The organism is Chryseobacterium sp. P1-3, from assembly GCF_000738495.1.
Taxonomy (GTDB): Bacteria; Bacteroidota; Bacteroidia; order Flavobacteriales; family Weeksellaceae; genus Chryseobacterium; species Chryseobacterium gallinarum.
In genome coordinates this window covers 518,160-535,652 of sequence record NZ_JPEQ01000004.1, presented here as the reverse complement: position 1 = coordinate 535,652, position 17,493 = coordinate 518,160, and the positions used below count along the sequence as shown (strand labels likewise).

Annotated in this window: 15 protein-coding genes and 1 pseudogene; 11 read left to right on the top strand and 5 right to left on the bottom strand. The window is 37.0% G+C overall.

What is annotated here, in order from left to right:
• Positions 1 to 8: 8 nt before the first annotated feature.
• From HX13_RS05255 to HX13_RS05230, 5 genes and pseudogenes are all read left to right on the top strand, one after another.
• Positions 9 to 1,143, top strand: a pseudogene (locus HX13_RS05255) (1-acyl-sn-glycerol-3-phosphate acyltransferase).
• A 1,103-nt stretch (positions 1,144 to 2,246) separates the two neighbouring features.
• Positions 2,247 to 3,275, top strand: coding sequence for a hypothetical protein (locus HX13_RS05245; protein WP_050020198.1), 1,029 nt, complete (start codon positions 2,247 to 2,249; stop codon positions 3,273 to 3,275).
• A gap of 3 nt (positions 3,276 to 3,278) precedes the next feature.
• A complete protein-coding gene (locus tag HX13_RS05240; protein ID WP_050020197.1) occupies positions 3,279 to 4,205 on the top strand; it encodes a hypothetical protein in 927 nt (308 codons plus the stop codon).
• Positions 4,205 to 5,440, top strand: coding sequence for a hypothetical protein (locus tag HX13_RS05235; protein WP_050020196.1), 1,236 nt, complete (start codon positions 4,205 to 4,207; stop codon positions 5,438 to 5,440). Before HX13_RS05240 ends, HX13_RS05235 begins: the two co-directional genes overlap by 1 nt.
• A 96-nt stretch (positions 5,441 to 5,536) precedes the next feature.
• Positions 5,537 to 6,082, top strand: coding sequence for a hypothetical protein (locus HX13_RS05230; RefSeq protein ID WP_050020195.1), 546 nt, complete (start codon positions 5,537 to 5,539; stop codon positions 6,080 to 6,082).
• Between the two features lie 73 nt (positions 6,083 to 6,155).
• Here HX13_RS05230 and HX13_RS05225 read toward each other — a convergent pair whose 3' ends face one another.
• Together HX13_RS05225 and HX13_RS23455 are read right to left on the bottom strand one after the other, a co-directional pair.
• Positions 6,156 to 6,749 (bottom strand): GLPGLI family protein, encoded by a 594-nt coding sequence (locus HX13_RS05225; RefSeq protein WP_238555121.1) that lies wholly within the window; start codon positions 6,747 to 6,749, stop codon positions 6,156 to 6,158.
• A 297-nt stretch (positions 6,750 to 7,046) separates the two neighbouring features.
• A complete protein-coding gene (locus HX13_RS23455) occupies positions 7,047 to 7,325 on the bottom strand; it encodes a helix-turn-helix domain-containing protein (RefSeq protein WP_050020191.1) in 279 nt (92 codons plus the stop codon).
• 208 nt (positions 7,326 to 7,533) lie between these two features.
• Here HX13_RS23455 and HX13_RS05215 point away from each other — a divergent pair, with 208 nt between their 5' ends.
• From HX13_RS05215 to HX13_RS23445, 3 genes are all read left to right on the top strand, one after another.
• Positions 7,534 to 8,421 (top strand): helix-turn-helix domain-containing protein, encoded by an 888-nt coding sequence (locus HX13_RS05215; RefSeq protein WP_050020189.1) that lies wholly within the window; start codon positions 7,534 to 7,536, stop codon positions 8,419 to 8,421.
• A 204-nt stretch (positions 8,422 to 8,625) separates the two neighbouring features.
• Positions 8,626 to 8,976 (top strand): hypothetical protein, encoded by a 351-nt coding sequence (locus HX13_RS23450; RefSeq protein ID WP_238555047.1) that lies wholly within the window; start codon positions 8,626 to 8,628, stop codon positions 8,974 to 8,976.
• The gene (locus HX13_RS23445; RefSeq protein ID WP_238555046.1) at positions 8,951 to 9,349 is read left to right on the top strand and encodes a hypothetical protein; all 399 of its coding nucleotides are present in this window, start codon (positions 8,951 to 8,953) and stop codon (positions 9,347 to 9,349) included. The genes HX13_RS23450 and HX13_RS23445 overlap by 26 nt, the downstream gene beginning before the upstream one ends.
• Positions 9,350 to 9,906: 557 nt before the next feature.
• Here HX13_RS23445 and HX13_RS05205 read toward each other — a convergent pair.
• The gene (locus HX13_RS05205) at positions 9,907 to 11,676 is read right to left on the bottom strand and encodes an aminopeptidase P family protein (protein WP_050020188.1); all 1,770 of its coding nucleotides are present in this window, start codon (positions 11,674 to 11,676) and stop codon (positions 9,907 to 9,909) included.
• Between the two features lie 498 nt (positions 11,677 to 12,174).
• On the opposite strand from HX13_RS05205, the gene HX13_RS05200 reads away from it, so the two are divergent.
• From HX13_RS05200 to HX13_RS05190, 3 genes are read left to right on the top strand one after another with little or no spacing between them, the layout of a single operon-like run.
• Positions 12,175 to 12,612 (top strand): DUF6526 family protein, encoded by a 438-nt coding sequence (locus HX13_RS05200; RefSeq protein WP_050020187.1) that lies wholly within the window; start codon positions 12,175 to 12,177, stop codon positions 12,610 to 12,612.
• 23 nt (positions 12,613 to 12,635) lie between these two features.
• Positions 12,636 to 12,803, top strand: coding sequence for a hypothetical protein (locus tag HX13_RS05195; protein ID WP_050020186.1), 168 nt, complete (start codon positions 12,636 to 12,638; stop codon positions 12,801 to 12,803).
• A gap of 9 nt (positions 12,804 to 12,812) precedes the next feature.
• Positions 12,813 to 13,919: a DNA topoisomerase IB gene (locus tag HX13_RS05190; protein ID WP_050020185.1), complete on the top strand. Its 1,107-nt coding sequence runs from the start codon at positions 12,813 to 12,815 to the stop codon at positions 13,917 to 13,919.
• Between the two features lie 272 nt (positions 13,920 to 14,191).
• Here HX13_RS05190 and HX13_RS05185 read toward each other — a convergent pair whose 3' ends face one another.
• Positions 14,192 to 15,079, bottom strand: a complete 888-nt coding sequence (locus HX13_RS05185) for a helix-turn-helix domain-containing protein (protein WP_050020184.1) — start codon at positions 15,077 to 15,079, stop codon at positions 14,192 to 14,194.
• 131 nt (positions 15,080 to 15,210) lie between these two features.
• Positions 15,211 to 17,457, bottom strand: coding sequence for a TonB-dependent receptor (locus HX13_RS05180; RefSeq protein ID WP_050020183.1), 2,247 nt, complete (start codon positions 17,455 to 17,457; stop codon positions 15,211 to 15,213).
• Positions 17,458 to 17,493: the final 36 nt, after the last annotated feature.

Below are 17,493 nucleotides of genomic sequence, written 5' to 3'. Positions count from 1 at the left end.
GTAACCGCATGTCGAAGTTTGATGAAATCCGGTATTTTCATGATCATGAAGTGAATGAAAGATTGCAGAGTGTAGCCCGTGATCCGATGATGAAAGCACTGATGACCTTTACTTTTCCCGGCGTGGATGAGCAGGTTTGGCTGGAACAGTTTAAAAATGTGCATTCCATTAGTGATTTCCAGCATCAATTTGTAGCCTATGCCGTTCGCCAGATTCTTGCGAAAAGTTCTGAAGGCCTAACTACTTCCGGATTTGATAAACTGGATAAAAATACCCCTTATCTTTACATTTCAAACCACAGGGATATTGTACTGGATACTTCACTGCTTAATCTTGTACTGTTGGAAGGAGGATATATTATGACCGCTTCTGCCATCGGAGATAACCTGGTTCGCAAAAACTTCTTAAACGTTCTGGCTAAACTGAACCGAAACTTTTTTGGTACAAAGAGGCCTGCCGCTTCGTGAGCAGCTTACAAGCTCACAGACGATGTCTGAGTATATTAAGGAACAGCTGTTTCAGGAAAACCGCTCTGTATGGATTGCCCAGCGTGAAGGCCGTGCTAAAGACGGGAATGATGCCACTCAGCAAGGAGTTTTAAAAATGCTGGCTATGGCAGTCGGAGACCAGCCTTTGATAGATTATTTTAAAACATTAAAGATCGTTCCTATCTCCATTTCCTATGAGTACGATCCTACAGATTCTTTAAAAATGCCTCAACTCCTGGCACAACACAGGGATGAGGAATACATCAAAGGAAAAAACGAGGATTTTAATACCATACTCAGCGGAATTTTAGGGCAAAAGAAAAGAATTCATATCCATGCCGGTGATGTTATTAATACTGAATTGGATCATATTGCCGCTACGATTGAGAATAAAAACAAGCAGCTGCAGGCTATTGCACAGTTGATTGATGATTCCATCATTAAGAATTACAAGCTTTGGCCTACAAAATATATAGCCTACGATCTGCTCAACAATACAAACGCCTATGCTTCTCAATATACAGAACAGGAAAAACAATTGTTCATCCGAAGATTAGAAATGCGTATTGATCCGTCTGATCCTGTTTCTAAAGAGTATTTCCTGGCGATGTATGCTAACCCTTTGGTGAATAAATTAAAGGCTGAAGAGAAATAATTTCTTTACCCACAGATCTGCACAGATATTTTTTTGAGAGGTTTTATAAACGCAAAGATTTTATATTCATTCCGTAAAAGTTTAAGGGAGCAAAGAATTGAATCAATTTCATTGATTCTTACTAAGTATACGAATAGATATAAAGCTTCGTCAGCGACAAAGTCGCGCTTCTTAGCTTCCTTAAAATATCCATTATTCCCCTTAAACCTTTGCGTTTTTAAAAAAAATAATTTAAAACCACAGATATGCACAGGTTTTAATACAAAAACTTAGAAATAGTTTAAGATATTTTTTGGCCACTAATGCACGAATGGATAAAAAATTCGTGAATTCGTGGCTAAAATTTTGAGAGGTTTTATAAACGCAAAGATTTTATATTCATACCGTATTATTTCAAGAGAGTAAAGAGTTGAATCAATTTCATTGATTCTTACTAAGCATACGAATAGATATAAAGCTTCGTCAGCGACAAAGTCGCGCTTCTTAGCTTCCTTAAAATATCCATTATTCCCCTTAAACCTTTGCGTTTTTAAAAAAAATAATTTAAAACTACAGATATGTACAGGTTTTAATACAAAAACTTAGAAATAGTTGAAAATATTTTTTGCCCACTAATGCACGAATGGATAAAAAATCCGTGAATTCGTAGCTAAAATTTTGAGAGGTTTTATAAACGCAAAGATTTTATATTAGTACTGTACTATTTCAAGGGGGCAAAGAGTTGAATCAATTTCATTGATTCTTACTAAGCGTATGCATAATATCCTCACGCTTCATCGGCGGTTTACCGCAATCTTAGCCTCCTTAAAAATAAACCTCCCGAATCACTATATCTTTGCGTCTAAAAAATCTTTACAGCAATTCTATTTACATCCTTCTTTAGCTTTTCCGTAAAATCACAGTATTAAGCATTTTGATCTTAAAAATCTGCGATATCTGTAAAATCTGCGTGAGAATAAATTCATAAATACCATTCCGGCTATATCAGAAGCCCTTCCCCTTACGGTTTCCCGTAATTTTCTTTAACCTGTTGTTTGTAGTTTCGGCATTATAAAACAAAATGTTTTTTATCTAACCTCATTCAAAAAACAACGAATAACATTATGAATAAAAAAATGACCCCTGCAGATCTTTTTCTGGGAATTCTTGCATTATTACTCATCAGCGTAAGCTTTTACCAGACCTGGATTGGACTGCAACAGATTTTTGGCCCGGCATCCTTTGTGATTGCCCTGGTTTTATCACTGCTTCTTTTATTCCTGTGCTGGATGCTGAGAAACGCTAAACTTGCCGGGAAACCTACCGGAAGCCTTGTAGGTATTTATATTTTTATAGCCTCATTTTGCTTCATTGCGAATTTTAATGCCCTCTATACAAGGTTTATGAAAACGGATATTTATACAGATGAACTTCGGGACATCAATAAAAATTTTACGGCTCTTGAAAATGATGTGGAATCCAAGCTGAGCTATAAATACAATAAAGCAACCACTCAAAATATCGAGATCAAGAAAAAACAAATGATGGAGCAGATCAAAGATCCCGGAAATAAGGGAATCGGAACGCGTGCCCAGCTGTTAATTAAGGATATTGAAAGATTAACCGGCCAAAAGGTAGATCTCCTGACTCCTGTAGGTGAAGACTATGAGGATCTTGCCGAAAGAATGGGAAAACAGATTGATAACATCATTTCAGATCTTTCTCCTGAAGAAAGAGCCTTGAAAACCGACATTAATAATGCCGCCTTTAAATGGAATAAAAATATCCAGGATCTTCTGCTTTTATCCAAAAAAGAAAAAGACGGCCTGTCTCAGGGGTTAATTGACGAATCTCTTTCTGATTACAATAAACTGGGAAGCCGCGCACAGACGGTTCTTGGAAATGATAAAATACATTTTGAACCCATCGTTTCAAAGACCCAACAGGTTGGCAAAATCGGTTTTGCCTTTGAACATGCCATTAAAAACTTCGGAATGTACCAGTTTGTAGTACTCGCCGGCTGTATTTTACTTGATTTCGTGATCGTTATTATCATTTTACTGGTAACAGATTCGGGAAGCTATAACGGAAACAGCGGCAGAAGCGTATTTTCAAATAAAAGAAGCGGTAAAACCATCATCCCTAACAACTAAACCATGGAAACTAATGATCATTTAAAGCCTTTGTCTTTTGAAACGGAAGAAACGCTGAAACCGTTATCTTTTGACTTTCAAAATGACACAAAAGAAGACTTCGTGCCAATTGCCAAAACCATTTCCAACGACATCAGAAATAAAGAGAGTAATTTTGTTTTTTTCTTCGGAACAGCAGAATCCGGAAAGTCTGTAATTCTGTCTTCCATGTTGTATTATCTCCGGTCTTACGCAGGTGTTTTGAGACCCAAACTGGGAACTCCGAACTCCAGGGAAGCAAATGTCCTTCTTTCTGATTTTTTTGAAAATATCCGACAGGGCGTGCTTCCCAACAGAACCACAAGGGATCAGGTAACCCGTTTGGATCTTGTTTTTGAACCGAATAACCGATCAAAAAGAGTAGTTCCGATAGATCTTACTTTCCTGGAAACTTCCGGGGAAAATCACAATGACATCCGCAGGGGCGGAAGCTACCACAGCAGTATAGAAACTTTTCTTAATGCCAATATTCCTCTTACATTCATCATTGTTACCAGTTATGAAACAGCCTATAAAGACGATTCTTTAATCAATGAATTCCTGGATGAACTGGAAAGAAAAGGCAAAAATTTAAAATCCGTGAATGCTATTCTGGTCATTTCCAAATGGGATAAATCCGGAAGAATGGATGTGGAAAGTGCTGAAGCTCTTGATGCTTTTATTTCTGAACACCTTCCGATGACCTCACAACGCATAGATACTTATGGATTGAGCAAGACCTATTATACCATAGGAAGCATTCAGAATACCACAGGAAGTGAGAGAATCAATTTATTGAACCTTTCCACGGCTGAAGTCCTTGCAAAATGGCTGTACAGAAGCATTGTGGGCTATGATCTGGATTACGAAGGAACATTCTGGGAACGTATAAAATTTAGTTTTACAAATTAATGGATAATACTTATTTTTTCTCTGCATTCGGAACTTTCGGCAATCCGAATGGGTTCAGGCAAACCTTTTTTCTGGGGGGAAACCAGAATATTGCCAGGGAAATCAGGACTTTTGATTTAAAAACCGATGCTATTAAGTTGTTTCCTCAAAGCAACATCTACTCTATCCGGAAGGATTATGCCGCCGGATGTAACCTCATCTCCTATTCTGTTTACACCTTTGCTAAGGAACAGAATTCTGACAGAGGCGGTACATTTATAGGCTCAAGCTTACTTTTTGTTAATAAAATTGCTTCCGAAGGGCTTATCATTAATGCTTTGAATGACTTTCAGAGGCATCTTGAGAAAAATAACCTTTCAGAGGGAACTATTACCGTCAATCATTCTGATCATTTTTCCATTCAAAAACCCAAAGATTTTGATAAAATAGGTTTTAATGTCCGGGAGGTGAATGAAGTTGATTTCAGTCAATCCGGCAATAATTACCTTGTTGTATATTGTGAAACCAACATTGCGCAACTGCAGATCTTTTTCAGCAAAGCCATTGATCTTTTAAACGTTTATGATACTATTTATTTTACCCAGAGCCATGAAATCGGAGAGTTTGTAAAGCAGAAAAGGATTTTTAAAATTGTAGATGCCAATGGTTTTAAAAAGGAACTTGATCTTCTTGAAGAAGAAAGACGCAGAGCTCTTCAAAATGCTATCACTGGCCTGGAAAAGGAAAGAGAAGAATTAAAAGATGAAAGAACAAAACTGGTTGAGGAGCTCAACAGGCAGATCGCACAAAATGAAAAACGCCATCAGGAAAACGAAGCCAGGATAAAAGAGTCCAAAAACGGTATTGAAATCATTAATAAAGAATATAACCAGTATTCAGGAAAAATAGAAGAAGTTATCCGGTATCTTAAATCTGATGGCAAAGTAGAAGTAGCCAAAAAAAGGCATCAGGAAAATAAACAGTCATTTGCAGATAGTATCCGTCAAAATAAAAATATAGAATCCCTCTCTGCTCTATCTTCACCCAATGAAAGGATGTATGGGATGGGAAATCAGCCGTATGCCGGTGCTGATGCACTTGCCGGATTTCACAGTTCCGGAAGAAATCAGGATAAAGAATTCCGACTGGATGGCTTCAAAGTTGCTACATTCATTTTATCATTACTACTGATCGGGACGTTAGTTTTATGCTTTATGTGGATGCCGGAAAAATATTTAACAGTATTTTCCCAGTAGAATATACTTTCCGGCCTATTTTTCCACTTCACACCCTCGCCAGATTCACAGCTTTATTAAAAGTTAAAATATTATCTTCGTAAAAAATTTGACAATATGAGAAAAATAATATTTCTGGCTTCAACTGTTCTGGTGTTAAATTCTTGTGTGGTAAGAACTGCCACTAAAGTAGTGTCCGGTGCTGTAAATTTAGGTTATAAGGCAGTAAAAGGAACCGTGAATGGCATCAGCTGGGCGGTAAGTAAAGCAAAAGGAAAAATAGATGAAGACCGTATTGATGGAACCTGGAAGGTAGTAGGGGTTTACAAAGGCTCTTTTGAAGATTTTACCAAAGATCAGAATCCGGAAGCTTCATTTACCTCAGATTGTGTGGATAGCTTTGACCAGATTATTTTTAAAGCTAAAAAATCAAAATTCAAGCCGGTACACTGCAGCTCACAGGATGAAGATTGGGTAAAATACAAAATGGAATTCGGGAAAAACCCTATCACTAAGGAAAGGGAAAACTATATTGAATACAATTCCAATAATTATATATCAGTGATTGATGTCAACAGTAAAACTATGGTGCTGGAAGGTAACCTGATGCCTAAGCTGGCATTTTCCGGAGCCAAATTATATCTTCTGGAAAAAGTAAAATAGGATATTGGCATAAAATACCGGAAGAGCTTTTTCTTGCAGAAAAAGGCTCTTCCGGTATAATACTATCTTAAAGTTATTTCCGGAGCATATCTATCTCTATGCTATTATTATCTTCTTTTATTGCTTTCTTCATCTCCATTTCTCTCTCCCGGATATAGGCGTTTTTATCTACCATTGTTCCATTCACATTTACTTTATCCAAATCATGAAGAGTTACCCGTAATGATTTGGCCGGATCATTCCTGCTTTCTGAAAAAAGCTGTTTATATTTGGGAAAATCAATATCTGCTTTATCACCGAAATCAAAAACAAAATTTCCTGTAGGAGTCATATTTTCAATTTCCTGGTCTGAAAGCTTTCTTATTCCGGCTAACGTAAAAGAATGGCTTCCTGTAGCATCCTGTATTTTCAGGATCAAACCCGGAAGTCCTCTGAATTTATAAGGACCATCCTGAACCGGAATATCGGCTGAAAACCATGCCGTCCATTTTCTGCCTCCAAAATCGGCTGTTGCTTTCTGGACATTATATTCTTTAACCTTATCTTTTTCGGGATGAACTGTCCATTGTATAATCCGGTTATCTGATACATTATATTTTGTGCGCCCCATTCTGGTGATAAAAAACTGTTTATTCTCAGAATAATCCTTAATGACAGTATATTTAATGGTATTACTCTTAGAGGTTGCCGATTGCTGCGTATTTTCAATTTTTTCCTGTTGCTTTCATCTGTTTGTCCAGAATTGCCTTGGCAATAGAATCATTTTTAAAGGTTGCACCGCTATAGAATCTGGAAAATCCGGGAGTAATGTCAAGATACATCAGCTCGTTCCTTTTATCCTGAATGTTAGTAGAGTCTGCAATATATTCATATTCATAAATGAACCTCTGGTTTTGGGAAAAAAGATTGATAAACAGAAATAAAAAAAATAATTACATGTAATTTTCCTCGGTATACCATAATATTAAAGATTATATTTTAGCTGATAACAATAACGAAGAAAGGTTGATGATTTTAACGGGTAGTAATTGACCTCAGACACCTGCTCTTCCTCGACCTCAGAAATGACTTTACTGCCTACCTCATCATTAACTTCAGGAGCTACAGTAACATTCTGTAATGCCGTTTCTTCTATTTCCAATGCTTCAATCCTTTGAATGGTTCTTACAGAAATTCTGGACTTTTCTGAAAGTTCTTCCTGAGTCAGATTCTTATGTTCTCTTGCAGCTCTTAGTCTGGACATGGCGTATTGGAAAATTTGCTTTAATTGTACTGGCTAATTTACGTTTTTTTCAATATTGGGGATTGTATTGATCGGTATTCCGCCTGTGCAAACAACGGACACAATTAATAAAACATGACAAATAATACTGTTACCACAGGAATTTTTATGTTGTAAATTAAAACAGATCTTATGTATTATTGTAGTTTTGTAAATCAGTTTCAAAAAAATGAAGCACACCATTCCCACCTATGATCTGAGTGATATTTCCAGGCATCGGTTCCATATAAAAAGAATAGATCAGCATACGTATTATGCGGAAAATATCCTTATGGATAAAGGAATACACCGTGACAGCCATTATATATTTACCTTCATGGAAAGCGGACATGTAAAAATGATGGTAGACTTCAACATCATTGAAGCTAAAAACTCTACTATCTTCTGTGTATTACCGGGACAGGTACACCAGGGGCTTTTAATGGATAATGTGAACGGGTGGTTTGTGGCTGTAAAATCTGATATGGTTCCGGATGCTGTACGTTCTGTTTTTGAAGAATTTCTGGAAGAAATACGTCCTCTGAAAGTAGAATCAGCATGGGTAGAAAAATTCAATAACGCTGCCGCTATCCTCCATTCCTTTTATACGGAAGAGATGTTGGCTTCCAAAGAAGGTTTTTCTGTGATTCAGTCTCTGCTTCATACTTTTATAGGGATGTTTGCCTTTATTTATTCAAAAGAAAACAATTCTCAGGCTGCCTCTGAAAATCGTTCTTTACAACTGACACGGGAGTTTAAAATCATGGTAAGGCAAAACTATAAAACCCTGAAAAGTCCATCTGACTATGCTGAAATGCTTGCTATTTCCAGAGGATACCTTACAGAAGCGATCCGTGAAGTAACAGGTAAGCCCGCCCAGCACTGGATTCATCAGGAAATTTTAATTGAAGCCAAACGTCTACTGGCATTTACTCATCTTACCGTAAAAGAGATCGCTTATGAACTGGGATATAGTGACCATACATATTTTAGCCGTTTATTTTCGAAACTGGAAGACCAATCGCCTTTGGCCTTCAGGAATGCGAACCAAAACAGGTACAATCAGAACAAAAACTGAAGCTGGAATACCATCACAACCACTATATTTTTATTATCCTCAGATGTGTTGTAAAAAAACACAACTTCTTTCTTCCGGCTCAATGTCTCCAGTCCCCATTGTTGATTTCAGTTTATACTAAAACCACGAAATGTCCAATTAATACCCTGAACCCGCTATAGCAATATTCTAATTTTGAAGCTTCCTTTGCAATAAAAATTAGTTATGCCAAGTTTACCAAAATGGATCAATGATACTGTAGAAAATATCTGGTCCTCAAAATTTAAAGAATGTACCGTCATCCATATAGAAAACATCACTAATAACCTTCGCCGTATACGTTTCGCAGGTGATCTTCAGGATATTCATGTTGAACCAGCCTATGCAATAGGTATAAGAATCAATGAAAGGGATTTCCGTAATTATTCTCCTTTTAATTTCAACAGAGCAGAAGGAACTTTTGATGTTTTATTCCATCTTCACGACACTACTTCTGTGGGCACACGTTTTTGTAAATGGACTATCTGCAGGAGATTCTATAAAAATGTTAATGCCCAGAGGAAAGAGATTTTTTGAACACGATGCCAAAATTCACTTTTCAATAGGAGATGAAACTTCACTGGGAAGCTCACTTTCCATTAAAGAAGCGGCAGAAGAATCCAAAGCTTTGTTTATATGCCTCCACGAGCTGAAAGAATGCTCTGCTCTTGAAAAGCTGAATTTGTACGGGTATCATAGTGCTAAAAACAGTACCATAAGAGTAATAGAAGCCCTTACCGATTTTCTGAGAGAAGAAAAAGAAGCCGTTTTTCATGATAGTGTTACTTTTTATCTTACCGGAAACGGAGGCCGGATGTCATTAATCAGAAAATTTCTTAAGGCTAAAGGAGTTTCTCCGAGGTGCATCAAATCACAGGCATATTGGATAGAAGGCAGGAAAGGGCTATAAAAACCGGAAATTGCTGAATATTTTTTTGAAGATTAAAAAGTCTCAGCAATTTCCGGTCTTTTTGCTGTAAGAATATTTATTTCAGTTTTCCCGGCTCTCATAAAAATTAATCATTGGAATAAACTGTATTTCATTGATTCTACCTTTGCATTCTTACCATATAATAGGAATACAAAAACCCTTTGCATTAAGTTTTAAAGGTAAGGTATAAATAGTCTGATTCTCCAACTTTTGCATCTGATCCATTATCTCCTTATTACAATTATATTTCCAGAATGAAAATAAAAAAGACCATCTCAGGACGAGATGATCTTACTACCGTTTTGAATTTACTAAGTTATATATGAAGATATGAAATGATGTTTTTTGTTGTTCAAAGATAATAAGCCTCTTTTTCCCGTACCTCAGGGTAATCACTGAAAATTTATCCGTAAAAATACGGTTGCATGATAAAAAAAGCCCTGCAAGATACACTTACAGGACTTTTAATTTATCTAACAATTATTCGTTTAAGGTCCGATCTTTAGAGTAGTAAACTGATTGTTACTTACCCTCTATTAAAGAGGACTTACCAATTGCAGGAACCATTCTTTCACTTCCCCTTCCAGGTAAGGGGCTAATTTTTCTTCACAAGCCTTATGGTAAGAGTTAAGCCAGTCGATTTCCTTTTCCGACAACATTTCTTTCACTATTGTATCCTTGAAGAACGGGCAGTATGTCAAAGTTTCAAATTCATAGAATGTTCCGTGGATAGTTTTTTCCGCTTCTTTTACGGCAATAAGGTTTTCATGACGGATTCCGTAATGTCCTTCAAGATAGTATCCAGGTTCGTTGGACAGTACCATTCCCGGAAGAAGTTCCTGCGGGTTCAGGTCTTTTCTGATATTCTGAGGTCCTTCATGTACGTTCATAAAACTTCCTACCCCATGTCCTGTACCATGGTTGAAATCTTTACCTTCCATCCATAGCGGAAGCCTTGCAATAGCATCAAGATGTACTCCTTTTGTTCCTTTAGGGAATTTTACCATGGATAAACGGATCAATCCCTGTAACACCAAAGTAGAATTTCTTTTGAACTCTTCAGAAGGAGTACCTAACGCAAAAGTTCTTGTAATATCGGTAGTTCCTTCAAGATACTGACCTCCTGAATCTACCAGGATTGTATCCTCATTGGTTACTTCTTTACTTCCTTCTTTCTTAGCAGAATAGTGCATAATGGCACCATTATCTTTATATCCTACGATGGAACCAAAGCTTTCTCCCACAAAGTTCTCGCCTTGTGCCCGGAAATCTCTTAGTTTTTCTCCGATAGAATATTCGGTCATAGCTTCTTTTCCTGCATTATGAGTCAGCCAGTAAAGGAATTTTACCATCGCCACACCATCCCTTACCATTACTTTCCTGAAGCCTTCCAGCTCAGTCTCATTTTTCTGCGCTTTCATCAGGTTTCCCGGAACCGGGGCTTTAATAAACTGGTTGTCTGATTTTAACGTTTCAAAAATCTGCTGGTTACTGTTGGGAGAAACCAGTATTTTTTCATTTTTAAACCCTTTTAGGTAATGGTAAAACTCTTCGTAAGGCATCATCTTGACGAAAGAATCATCCATTTGCTTTCTGGCTTCCACATCCAGTTTTTCTAATCCCGTGAATAAAACAGCATCATTTTTGGTGATGACAATATAACCCAAAAATACAGGATTACTTTGTACATCACTTCCTCTTAGGTTTAAGGTCCATGCTACATCATCCAGGCTCGAAATGATATGAACCGTTGCTTCCTGCTCTTCCATTTTCTGGCGGATTGCAGAAATTTTATCAACCACCGGCTTACCGGCTCTTTCTACAGGATGTATAAATATAGGATTAGCAGACGGGGTACCTCTTTCTTTCCATACTTCTTTTAAAAGTGGAATATCTACCAGTGTAATATTTTTCGAATTCAGTTTTTGGGAAAGCAGTTCCCAATTGGCATGAGATGCGGCTAAAGCATTTACAGCCACCTTACCTCCGGCAGGAATTTCAGAAATAATCCAATCGATATAATGAGGCGTTCCTTCCATTCCGTCTTTGAAAAGGTCGATTCCTGAATCTTCCAATTCAATGGCTGCTTGTGTAAAATATCTTCCGTCTGTCCAAAGCCCTGCTTTGTCTTTGGTCACTACCACAAAACCGGCAGAGCCCAGAAATCCTGAAAGCCATGCTCTTTCCTGCCATTCTTCAGGAAGATATTCACTCATATGCGGATCCGCAGAATATATTATAAATGCATCAACATTATTTTTCTGCATTTCTTCACGAAGCGCAGCAACTTTTTCCTTTGAAGTCATTCTTTTCTTTTTTAAACACCGAAAGTTACAAAAAATTTAAAGTCAAAAATTAAATATACTGCCTATTTTCCTTAATAATCTGTTATTTTTTTTCATTAATGATCATTCGAAAAGTGCAAGGCCATAAAGTTTTGAATCAATAGTATGGATTTTATACTTAAAGCTAAACTACAAAGCATAAAAAGTTTTGAACACTTTAGTTTTTTAAGTTAAAGCATAACGTGAGAATTACACAGAAGTAAAAAACCAAGATTTTATTACTAATCTGCGGGATCTGCATAATCTGCGTGCCAAAGTTATGCATAAAACATCTGTGAAAATCTGAGAAATCTGTGGTTACAATAAAATAAAATATTTTTTATGTAAAACCTGCTCATTCACGTGTTGAATTATAAAATTTCCATCAAATTTATAAAAACAGAACATTTTTTCACACCATAAAACCTATTAAATTATTAATTAACATTTTTTGGAAAGATTATTGCTGTATTTCATCTCATGAAACAGCAGAATTACCACAATCACAGAAAATTTTATCCGCCTCACCATTTTATATACCTTCCTCTATTAATTGTATTGGAAGTTTATGGGATTTATAAAGTATGGGATGATCCGGCCAATAAGCTGACATGGATATTATTTTCTATTGTTATTTTTCTGCTTTTCTATCTGACATTCATGACAAGACAGCATTATGCATTGGGACTTCAGAACCGTATTGTCATCCTTGAATTCAGGCAACGATATTTTGAAATTTTTAATAACAGATCTGAAGAAACTGTTGGAAAATTAAAATTTGATCAGATAGCAGCTCTGAGATTTGCTGATGATGAAGAATTCAAAGAACTTTTGTATAGAGCTCTTCACGAAAACATTTCAGGAGACGAGATCAAAAGATCGATTAAAAACTGGAGAGCCGACCGACTCAGAATTTGATACTCACACAAAAATATTAAGCTATGAAAAAATGGAGCATTTACAGTATTATGATAGTAAGCTTGTTGACATTAACGAGCTGTGAAGCAGTAGAAACAATTTTTAAAGCCGGAATGTGGTGGGGAATTTTTCTGGTCTGTGTGATAGTAGTGATTCTTTTACTTATTTTTTCGAAGGGTAAAAACTCTTAACCATGTTTTATGGAGAAGAATACAGAGATAGAAATTATTACGCATTTAAAGCCGGCAAAAATTGTTAAAATAATGAAGGACCCGGAGGCTTCTGCAAAGGCGGTACATCTTGTATATACCACCGATGCAGAAACGGCCGGAATTACCCGGAAAAAGACAGGAAAAAAATATTCCTACTATAAGGATGGTGAAAAAATCAAAGACAAAGATGAGATTACAAGAATCAACAAACTTGTTATTCCTCCGGCGTGGGAAAATGTATGGATTTGTGCCCTGGAAAACGGACATCTTCAGGCCACCGGTTTTGACGCTAAAAAAAGAAAGCAGTACCGTTATCATCCTTTGTGGAGTGCTCTGAGAAATCATACAAAATTCTACAGAATGCTTCAGTTCGGGTATGCATTACCTAAAATCAGGCTCCATATAGAACAGGATCTTGCTCTGAGAAATTTTGAAAAACGGAAAATCCTGGCCCTCATCGTCAGCCTTATGCAAAGAACCAATATCCGTATTGGTAATAATATCTACGAAAAACTGTATGGCTCCTTTGGGCTGACTACTTTAAAAGATAAACACGTTGAAGTTAAAGGTCAGAAAATCACATTTTCATTTAAAGGAAAGAAAGGCATTGTACATCATATTGATCTCAGAAGTAAAAGATTGGCAAGGCTTGTTCAGAAATGTAAAGATATCCCGGGAAAAGAGCTTTTCCAATATCTTGATGATGAAGGAAACCGTCATTCTATAGACTCGGGGATGGTGAATGAATACATCAAGGAAATCAGCGGAGAGGATTTTACTGCTAAAGATTTCAGGACATGGTCCGGAACGGTGAGTGCGCTGATCGCTTTTAAGGAGATCGGATATGCCGAAAACAACACCGAATATAAAAAGAAAGTAAAGGAAGCTTTGGATATTGTCGCCGAACATCTGGGTAATACCACAGCAGTCTGTAAAAAGTATTATGTGCATCCTTTAGTCATCAATCTTTATGAGAACAATACGATCAAAAAATACCTTGATGAACTGGAAGTTATTGAGGAAAACGATGGGAAAGCTGACCTGACGAAGGAGGAAAAACTGGTGATTAAGATTTTGGAAAATGAGAAGATGTAGAACTTTGGCTGGAAGAGGGAAGTTGGAGGCTGGAAGTGCTAGTGGACGAGTATTAACCGGATGCTATTTTAATTATTCATGTTATTATGATCATTGGATTTTTGATTTCTAACAAAAGGGAAATTTAGTATATATGGAATTCTTCCTTCGTCAGAATGACAGATGGCATGAATAAATGATAGACAAATATAAATCTGTTAAAAAACAACAATCGCTTTTTCAAGCTCTCAGGAACTTCCAGCTTTCCTTCTCCCGGCTTCCAGCCCATTTGCCTACCCCATCACCCTATTACTCAAAAATTGTGTCCTGTATTCCTTCGGTGTAATCCCCGCTATTTTTTTAAAAAGCTGGGTAAAATGGGATGCGGTATGAAAATTCAATTCGTAGGCAATTTCTGCAATGTCTTTACTTGAATGCAGCAATGCCTTACTATAATTGATGTCAATTTCATTAATCCACTGTTTCGGGGACTTTTGTGTTACACTTTTCACACATTTATTCAGGTAACTTTCTGTTACCGATAATTTATCTGCATAAAAAGCAACTCTCTTTTCTCCTACATGGAATTTGAATAAAAGATCCCGGAACTGCAGGGAAAGTTCCATAGGCCGTGTTGCAGATTTATGATGGGTATCGGAGTCTGTACTCAGCATTTTAATCAGGATCAGATGAAGCATAGTAACCACTACATCATTTATATTGAGATTGTTCAGCCATAATTCCTGCTCCATGATGGGAAGAAGTTGCATAATGGTTTCATAAGTCAGACTATCAAGATTCAGGAAAGGGGTCATAAAGAAAATGCTGCTTTTATGCTTGGGCAATTCCTGTTCAGACAGAATATTATTTTCGTAAGCAAGGAAAAAACCTTCAATGTCATCAGACAGCTCAACAGTAGCCGTTATGGTTCCCTGTTTGATAAAAATGACACCTCCTTTTTCAGCGTGGTATTCTTTATTTTCCAGATATTGTTTGATATGCCCGTTGGTAACGAAAATAATAAAGTTAAAAGTTGTCCGGTACGGAATCACCGGCATCAGGATTCCTTTAAGATAATTCTCTATCCGGTAAAGCTGTATATCCGCATTATTAGCTAATATTTTCTCCGTGATATTCGGGAGAAAAAGCTTTTTGTATTGAAAATTGGATAATACTTCCATATCCGTTATTATGATTAATTAAAATTAGACAAAATTTATAATGTAAAGGGGAGAGAATTTGAAAATTTGAGAATGTGTTAATTTGAAAATCGCTTTACTCTCAAACCCTCTTACTCTCCCACTCTCTCACTCTAAAACTTATAGTACACTCCAACTCTTACTCCAAATGGACTTCCCGGTGTATAGGTAAGATCTGTAATAGGTTCTGCTTCCCCTTTCAATTGGGTTTCTGTGGCAAACTGGGCCTCATTCCATTTTACATTGAAAAGATTGTTCAGCTGAATATTTGCCCCCCATTTTTGACGGTTATAAGAAAGCATCAAGTCATTAACAAAGTACGATTTTGTTTTAATGCTGTTATCTTCTACTGCCGGTCTTTCTCCAAGATAACGGTATTGAAGTCCTAATGAAAATCCATTCAGGAAATCCCAGTTTACAGATCCTGTACTTGTAACTACTGGTGCTAACGGAATATAATCCTGTCCTTTTTCTTCTTCAATAAATCTTGCATGAGAATAATTGATATCCGCATTCAGGTAAAAATTTTCCAATGGCTGGAAACGGATTCCCAGATCAGCACCGAAACGTCTTGATTTTCCGGAGGGCTCTACCACTGCATCATCTCCTACATAGACAAATTCCTGCTGCAGGTCCATCCACCATACTGCCGGGGTAATAATTAATGAGCTGAACGGGTGTAATCTTACTCCGAAATCTGCTCCGATAGAATATGGAAGGGTATTGTCATTTTTATTGGGAACCACAACCCTCAGGTCATTGGAATGAAATCCCATCCCGGTTTTCAGGAACCACATTACATTATCACTCTGGGCATAAGAGAAATTCAGTTTTGGACTTACTCTTGTTGCTTCTTTTGACTGCCCGGAAGGTAATTGTTCAGGATCCAGCAGATTGTGTATATTAAAGATAAAATGATCTACTCTTACCGCCGGATTAATCGTCCATTTACCTGTTTTCCAGATCAGGCCTGAATACGCATGAAGGTTGGTTTCCGTTCCGTTCACATCAGACATCTTATCTAATAATAAATCCCGGTGATAAACATGGTTTAACTGTAAGGTATTGATATCGTCATTTCTTAGCCCGACCCCTGAAGACCAGTTCAGGGAGCTATCCGGTAAAGAAAAGGTTTTGGTGTATTTTATTTCGGCTCCATAAATATTTCTACCATCTGTCTGCTGGATTTCATCGCCATGGTCTTTATCTTTCAGGTAGAAGGTAAAATCAGAATACAGGTTGAAATTATATTTTGAGTAAAAAGCCATAGCATCTATCTGCTCGGTAGGAGAAATAATATGCTTAAAATTCATTTGAATATTTGTTCTGGAAGTTTTCCCGCCTTCAGTAGGATCAATACTTCCCCATCTGCTGATGATTCCTTCATCTACCGCGCGTTCCGGAATTTGCCCTGAAGCATTCCATGAAGAACTGAATGTTGAAAACTGGATATTAAAATAATCATTATCCGTCAGCCATTGGTTGTATTTCCCGAAAATATTGACCCTGTTAAAATTCTGTTTTACATCAAAAGGACCATCTGTATAATTGTATTCTGCTGCGACATAGGCATTTTTTCTGCCAAGATCGTCATGCAAAATATTAAACATTCCCAATACTCTTTTTGAATTAAATGATCCTCCCTCCAATTTTACCATACTGTTTTTCAATCCATTATAAGTTTGAAAATCAACATAGCCTGCTGTATTGAAGTCTCCGCGTTCCATATAATACGCTCCTTTTCCGAAATCAATATTATTGACTGTTTCAGGAATCACAAAATGCAGATCGGAATATCCCTGTCCATGAGCATGGGATACAATATTTACCGGCATCCCGTCTACATTCACACTTACATCGGTACCGTGATCGGCATCAAATCCCCTTAAAAAAAGCTGCTCGGCTTTTCCACCTCCTGCATGCTGCGCTATAAATAATCCCGGCACTTTTCTCAAAAGATCCTGCGCTGAATTAACCGGAAGTTTATTCAAATCCACTTTTGTAATCGCTGATAAAAACGAACTGTGATTAATGGCTACTTCAGAAATCTGAAAAGGCTTATGCTGTAAAAAAATAACTTTATTTTTATCTTCATCGTTGGTCACTACCCATTTTACCTCATCGTATCCCTGGCGGTTGATCACCAGTGTATCGGGAAGTGATGTAGCAGGAATGGCAAAAGTACCATCTGTTCCGGTATGTGTATGGCTGTTTCCGTGGTCATATTTTACCAATGCATCTGCAATGGGGAATTTATCATCAGCATCTTTGATTAACAATTGTTTTTCTGTTTCCTGTGCCATCATTTTTCCACTGAATGTCATAATAAGAAAAGCGGCTGCTATTTTAGTTATTTTCATTTTATTTTTTATAGAATTGTATTGTCATTTGTAAAA

Coding starts and splice junctions, on each gene's coding strand:
- HX13_RS05245 (WP_050020198.1), top strand. CDS start 2,247: ATGAATAAAAAAATGACCCCTGCAGATCTTTTTCTGGGAATTCTTGCA.
- HX13_RS05240 (WP_050020197.1), top strand. CDS start 3,279: ATGGAAACTAATGATCATTTAAAGCCTTTGTCTTTTGAAACGGAAGAA.
- HX13_RS05235 (WP_050020196.1), top strand. CDS start 4,205: ATGGATAATACTTATTTTTTCTCTGCATTCGGAACTTTCGGCAATCCG.
- HX13_RS05230 (WP_050020195.1), top strand. CDS start 5,537: ATGAGAAAAATAATATTTCTGGCTTCAACTGTTCTGGTGTTAAATTCT.
- HX13_RS23455 (WP_050020191.1), bottom strand. CDS start 7,325: ATGTCCAGACTAAGAGCTGCAAGAGAACATAAGAATCTGACTCAGGAA.
- HX13_RS05215 (WP_050020189.1), top strand. CDS start 7,534: ATGAAGCACACCATTCCCACCTATGATCTGAGTGATATTTCCAGGCAT.
- HX13_RS23450 (WP_238555047.1), top strand. CDS start 8,626: ATGCCAAGTTTACCAAAATGGATCAATGATACTGTAGAAAATATCTGG.
- HX13_RS23445 (WP_238555046.1), top strand. CDS start 8,951: ATGCCCAGAGGAAAGAGATTTTTTGAACACGATGCCAAAATTCACTTT.
- HX13_RS05205 (WP_050020188.1), bottom strand. CDS start 11,676: ATGACTTCAAAGGAAAAAGTTGCTGCGCTTCGTGAAGAAATGCAGAAA.
- HX13_RS05200 (WP_050020187.1), top strand. CDS start 12,175: ATGAAACAGCAGAATTACCACAATCACAGAAAATTTTATCCGCCTCAC.
- HX13_RS05195 (WP_050020186.1), top strand. CDS start 12,636: ATGAAAAAATGGAGCATTTACAGTATTATGATAGTAAGCTTGTTGACA.
- HX13_RS05190 (WP_050020185.1), top strand. CDS start 12,813: ATGGAGAAGAATACAGAGATAGAAATTATTACGCATTTAAAGCCGGCA.
- HX13_RS05185 (WP_050020184.1), bottom strand. CDS start 15,079: ATGGAAGTATTATCCAATTTTCAATACAAAAAGCTTTTTCTCCCGAAT.
- HX13_RS05180 (WP_050020183.1), bottom strand. CDS start 17,457: ATGAAAATAACTAAAATAGCAGCCGCTTTTCTTATTATGACATTCAGT.